At 56.0% G+C, this 5,660-nt stretch carries 5 protein-coding genes and 1 tRNA gene; 1 reads left to right on the forward strand and 5 read right to left on the reverse strand.

Annotated features, from left to right (window positions below):
• A partial coding sequence (locus RTS12_RS19930) for a radical SAM protein (protein ID WP_409455724.1) occupies nt 1–808 on the reverse strand: 808 nt, incomplete at its 3' end.
• 182 nt (nt 809–990) lie between these two features.
• Between RTS12_RS19930 and RTS12_RS19935 the strand changes: the two genes are divergently transcribed.
• A complete protein-coding gene (locus RTS12_RS19935; RefSeq protein ID WP_312531767.1) occupies nt 991–1,176 on the forward strand; it encodes a hypothetical protein in 186 nt (61 codons plus the stop codon).
• Nucleotides 1,177–1,833: 657 nt separating this feature from the next.
• Here the strand turns inward: RTS12_RS19935 and RTS12_RS19940 are convergent.
• From RTS12_RS19940 to RTS12_RS19955, 4 genes are all read right to left on the reverse strand, one after another.
• Nucleotides 1,834–1,909: transfer RNA gene (locus tag RTS12_RS19940), tRNA-Thr, on the reverse strand.
• A gap of 207 nt (nt 1,910–2,116) precedes the next feature.
• Entirely contained in the window at nt 2,117–4,093 is a 1,977-nt protein-coding gene (locus RTS12_RS19945) for a TniQ family protein (protein WP_312531768.1), read from the reverse strand.
• Nucleotides 4,093–5,211, reverse strand: a complete 1,119-nt coding sequence (locus tag RTS12_RS19950; RefSeq protein WP_312531769.1) for an ATP-binding protein — start codon at nt 5,209–5,211, stop codon at nt 4,093–4,095. Before RTS12_RS19950 ends, RTS12_RS19945 begins: the two co-directional genes overlap by 1 nt.
• 3 nt (nt 5,212–5,214) lie before the next feature.
• On the reverse strand, nt 5,215–5,502 hold the full coding sequence (locus RTS12_RS19955; RefSeq protein WP_312531770.1) for a hypothetical protein: 288 nt from the start codon (nt 5,500–5,502) through the stop codon (nt 5,215–5,217).
• Nucleotides 5,503–5,660: the final 158 nt, after the last annotated feature.

The following is a 5,660-nucleotide window of genomic DNA, read 5'->3' on the forward strand; positions in this document are numbered from 1 at the left end:
CAAGCGGCAACCGCAGCGGGATCATGCTGGCCGCTTGTGCCCCAGCGGCCGCGGCTGCCTGCAAGATCTGTTCGATCTCTGGCTCGGTCAGAACCGGGATAACGGGCGCGACCATCACACGCACGGCAACCCCCGCCCCTGTCAGTGCCTCGATCATGCGCAGACGGGTGGCAGGGGTGGGTGCGCGCGGCTCCATCTGGCGGGCCAGTTGGGGATCAAGCGTGGTCAAGGACACCCCGACCATGATCTGACGCCGCGCGGCCATTTCGCCGATCAAATCAAGATCGCGCAGAATCGTCGAGCCGCGCGTGACAAGGCTCAGCGGGTGGTTCCAGTCGCAAAGAACCTGCAAACAGGCGCGCATCAGACCCAGCTTGGCCTCGATCGGCTGATAAGGATCGGTATTGGTGCCAAAAGCAATCGGCGCGACCTTATAATTTCGGCCAGCGATCTCCTTGGCCAAAAGCTGCGCGGCATTCGGCTTGGCGGTGATCTTCGTCTCGAAATCCAGCCCCGGCGACAGGCCCAGATAGGCATGCGAGGGCCGCGCAAAGCAGTAGATGCAGCCATGCTCGCAACCACGGTACTGATTGACCGAGCGATCAAAGGGAATATCCGGAGATTGGTTACGCGTGATGATGCTGCGTGCAGCCTCCATCGAAATGGCAGTCCGCAACAGGCTTTGCTCTTCGGGAATATCCCAGCCATCGGATTCACGTATCCGCTGATACGGCTCAAATCGCGGATCAGGGCGATTGGCACTGCCCCGCGCCTTGAGGATTTCATCTGGGTTGGCCGGAGGAAGCATCAGAATCACCAAGAACGAATGGGGAACAATAACACCGGGCGACTGGCCAAATCAATGCCGCCGTCGACTGTCGATCCAGCTTCCGTCACGGCAGCAAACCGCCGTCTTTGGGAAAAACGCGAATTCCCCCTTTCAGATCAGACGGCAAGACCTCATATTGATTGGCAATGAGGAGAGCTTCGATGCCCCTGCCACAATTTCTTCTGGTTCTTGCTGCCGTCATCGCCATGGCAGGCCTGACCATCTGGGCCGCACTTTCAGTCGGGCTGTCGCCTTTGCTGCTGGGGCTGTTGGCTTTGGTTGCTGAGGCCGTTCTTCATTACACGCGCCGCGAATCCGGTGATCAGCGTCACGGCAAACATCATTAAAGTCGAGGCTGCTGACCTATGCCTGGCTGAGTGAGGTGACGCCCCTGTCGTCTTGGCTGCTGGACGACGCCTTGTCGATCTGCGCGCCGCGGCGGTTTTTATCCAGCACTTTGCCCGACGGCTTTGGGGTAACTGGTTATCATATCACCATTGCGACGATCCTGGCTGGATTGCTGCCAACCGCCTGCCGCGCCAATCAGTAAAATCGGACGCTGAAAGCGTCAACCAGCCTGCTCGCCCCTATTCTATCTCCGGAAATCGCCTTCAGTCGCAACGTTTCGTTCCACGAGCCTCGTCTTGCTGGCGTAATTTCGCTTGCATACCGAGGCAGAGCATCTGACCAAGTCTCTGCGCTTTGCGTTCGCTCCGTGTTGGGAACAAGATATTCATGGCGGGCGGCCCAATCTTTCGCAGCGGTTTCTGTGGGGAAAACCTTCGACATGCGGGTGCCTTTTTGCGCGATCTCCACGCAGAAATTGCCGCCATCAACCTTTCGAATGCTTGCTATTTTTACGCATGACGCCGCGCTTGCGTATTCTGTGCATAAATGGATCGCGACTTTACGCATCAACGGAACCAATCCAGCCAATGAGCGGTCGCGATATCTATCTAATTTTCTTGTAATTTCAGGCTTTTCGCAAGATGCGAAGAAAGTAGTGGTGCCGGATGAGGGAGTCGAACCCCCGACCCTCGCTTTACAAAAGCGCAGCTCTGGCCTCTGAGCTAATCCGGCAGCACATCGCTTTTAGCCGGGGCGATTTTTTTGTGCAAGAGATCTGCGCGGCAGCAAAGCGTAAAAACGCTGATAATCCATTGGCGTCAATGCGCACATCCGATCAGATCTGATGTAGAAACTGGCATAAAAAGCACAATTTTACGCGTAACTTACTGATTTATATCGAGTGCGCTGCATGTCACTTCGGAGTGCAGCGCATCGGATTCACAAAACGGTAGCATCGGATTCACCAAAGCGGTCATTTTTTGGAAAAATCGACGAATTATGCCCGAAAGTGCGTCGATTTTCTGCGTATTTCTCCGCCTTATTCGTCCCCTCAAACTCCACGACAAATCCCTCTACGTCCGCTTGAAGATAGACGTGCGTGCCAAGCCAGCCTGGATCGAAAGCTGGTAGGATACTCCTCTCCTCCAGCATCTTCTGAACCGCGCGGAAATGAATCCCGACAGTGCGAGAGATCATGGCGATCGTCGCATAAGCTGCTTGGAACCGCTCGACCTCGCTCATGGAAACATAGGCCGCGCCGGCAAAGCCCACGCAAATTTCTTGCGGTGCCTGTAACAGCCAAGGCCCACCGCGATCCGTGGAGGCCAACTTTTTCACGGCAGAAATCGGAATACCGAGTGCGATCGCAACCGAGGAGAAGCGGCAGAGGTCTTGGCCTCTACGGACAGCCACAAGGGAAAGGACCTCACTTTGTCGAAATCGAAGATGGTCCAACCTCTTCGCACATCTCAGTAGACGGGTGCCCGGCAGCTTGCCATCTAGCTGCCACCGCAGGATCTCGATAGTTGAAGATAGAGGTCGCGCAGCCCTCGTCAAATCCACATATCCGTCCTCCTCGGTATCGAAGGACGAGGCCTTGGCGAACACCTCCGCCATGAATTCGGCGAGATCGTCACGATTGTAATAGCCTTGGGTCAAACCCACTGCTCCCTCGGCCGTGGGCACGATCGAGGCAATCACCCCCTGCTGTGCGAGCTGTTCAGCTTGCGTCTTGCTACAGCCCAGAACCTCCTTCACCTTGTTCAATGGGACCGAGTTCTGAATGCGAGTGATAAGTTGCTCGCCCTCTGCTGCTCCGAATACCCATTGATTAAATGCCGCCTCATCCGCAGTTTCGGGGATCATGCCCGCCTTGCGCATTAGTCTGTAAAGCCGGAAGCGCTTGATCCCGGTTGCGGTCACAAAAGAGTTCACGGAATGGACTCGACGCTCCCGGACCTCTTCCCCCAAGATGACTTCACCGTGCCCAATCGCAAAGTTGTCGAGAATCGCATCGCGCAAGACCTGTCTCAGCGGTGCGAACTTTTCCGCACCTCGCATATAGTTTAGCCAATTGAACAAAATTCCATATGCCGCTTGAGGTCCAGTTCGACCGCTCCGTCGTCCCGCAGCGATTTTCAACTGGCCAAGAACGTCTGCGATCGTATCAGAGCCCTGCGAACAGATCTTGATGCCGATATCACCGACCCGTGCCCAATCCTCCGCAGTGTAAGCTTTGATCAGGGCATTGGGGCCGCCCTCAATCAGTGCACCGAGCATTTCACAAGATTTTACCGCTGGTTCGATGCCTTGGCCATCCAGCCAGGGAACTGCATCTTTCTTACCCCAGAGCCGAGCCTCCACGTATGTATGCAATGGGCCTGGGGCTTGGGCTGGAGGATGCGTCAATCGTTCGAGCTTAAATTCGTGATCCGCGATGAGCTTGGGAAGGTCGAAGGCCTTCACTGTATCAGGCTCGCGCAACTCGGCGAGCATGACGCCGTGCTGACGGCAAGTCATCACTGGACGCAGCAGCCAAGCCCAACGGAAGCGCAGAAGCCCGCCGTTGATTGCAGAGTCATATCCGATATCCTCTTGCAGACACTGGGGACAGAACCGCACTTCGGTTCGACGAATGACGGAAATGCCGAGATCTTCACCCCGCAGGTGAAAAGTTTTGTTCGGACGAGCAACCAGCGTATTCTGGGCAATTACATCAACTCGCTGACCTGACATGCCAGCCAATCGGTCCACGAAAACCTTTTTGCCATCCCTGACGTCTTTACGATTGATTTGAGTAAAGCCGCAGAACGCTCCAAGGGAAACGCCGGCATGGAAATAGCCGGTGCGGATAAAATAACCTTGGGCCAGCTCGTCCTCATTGAAGGGCAGCCGGGGCGTGAGTGCCTCAGACATCATGCGGCCGCCCCGGTGCTCTTTCTTGGTCGCCCACGCTTCTTTTTTGGTGCCGGCGGCACGAGGTCGACGTCGAAAAACACTGATGATCTGTCACCTTCCTCGACTGCTGCCTCGTGGATGGCGGGTGCCCATTCACGAGGCACGAATGGGTTCTGGGCATTGAAATGGAGGTATTTCAGATCAAAGACCTTTCGGAAATCCTCGGCCTCCACAGTATCGCCGCCCTGCTCGAACGCACGGATGACGGCGTTGACAGTCAGGAACATGCAGCGGCCAAAACTTCCGTGAAGGCCATCATAGATCCGGTCTGCAAAATAAAGATCCTTCCGAATGCTGGCAGCCAGGCGCATACCTGCATCCTTGGTCACCTCTCTCAGCGCGGCATGAATGAGATCAATGGTTTCAGCACGGGCAAAGGGCATCAGAGGAAGATCTAGGTAGCGCTCCGCAAGCTCCAGATGTGCGGGGTCGTTGTAGATGAACTCGCGGAACTTGGGTGTTCCGACGAGAATAACACAGACCCCCCCTCGGTCTTGTGCAAGCGTCTTCAGGAAGCGGTTGATCACATCCTTACTGTCGGACATGTTGTGGACCTCATCGATGACAACCATCGTGATGCCGGCCAGCCGCAACCGATGAACGGCAAGGTCGCTGGCTTCCGGACGTGTCATTTTGACCGGAAAGGTATTGTAGCCTGTCGATCGGCAAAGATCCTGGCAGATGCTTTTAACGCTGGCCTCCCCTCTAAGACGACAATAGGCGATCCGTTCACCGCATTTGCTCTCGGTGAAGCTGTCGTTGAAAAGCCGCTTCAAAACCTGCCACACCATCGTTGTCTTTCCGTGCTGCGAAAGGGCCGTGATGCATACCCCCCTCCGTTCGCTGCGGAACTCCTTACCCTCCGGGAGCAAGTTGCCTTCGCCATCACGCTTGAGAACCATTTCGAGGCGCGCAAGAAAGTGGTTATCCCAGGCGCTGATGAAATAACGCCGCAAAAGCCAATCCGAGAATGCCGAGACGTCTTCACGAGACGGACGCGGATCCACCGCATGGATCGGATCGGAAGCACAAACCTCTGGGCGCAGGCCTTGAGGGCCGAGTGTCACGTCAACCATTATCTACTCCTTTGCCCCCGGCAGCCAGCTCTTCGCTTTGCGGCGACGCCCAGCCGCTGCCCCGGCAGTCACCCTTCCTTTGACACCGGCGTCAACCCGGAGCGCCTGCTGGGTTTCCGCCGGCAAATCGTCGGTATCGGAGCCCGCATTTTCGTCATTGTCTGTCGACAGCCCACCGACAGGCACTCCGTAAAGACCGTGGGTTTGTTCACTGGTGATCGCGGTGGTGGGAGTCGTAAAATAGCTTAAAAGCTTTTCTTCAAGACGATATACGTCAGCTTCGCTCTGCAAGGTCCGGCGCGAGACCTTCCGCCGGGTCGCCGTCCGATCCATGACAAGATTATGAATATTGTCTTTGCCTTGGTCACGATGCCCGGGTGCAGCTGCATTTCGCTCGGTAATCCTCCCCGTTTTAACGGGGTTTGGCCGTAGAGTTCACGCAGCCATTT

This window comes from Paracoccus sp. (in: a-proteobacteria) (assembly GCF_032007265.1).
Taxonomy (GTDB): Bacteria; Pseudomonadota; Alphaproteobacteria; order Rhodobacterales; family Rhodobacteraceae; genus Paracoccus.

Bases quoted from the DNA above. Each gene is read 5' to 3' on its own strand.
- RTS12_RS19950 (WP_312531769.1), bottom strand. From the start codon at position 5,211: ATGGTTGACGTGACACTCGGCCCTCAAGGCCTGCGCCCAGAGGTTTGT.
- RTS12_RS19945 (WP_312531768.1), bottom strand. From the start codon at position 4,093: ATGTCTGAGGCACTCACGCCCCGGCTGCCCTTCAATGAGGACGAGCTG.
- RTS12_RS19935 (WP_312531767.1), top strand. From the start codon at position 991: ATGCCCCTGCCACAATTTCTTCTGGTTCTTGCTGCCGTCATCGCCATG.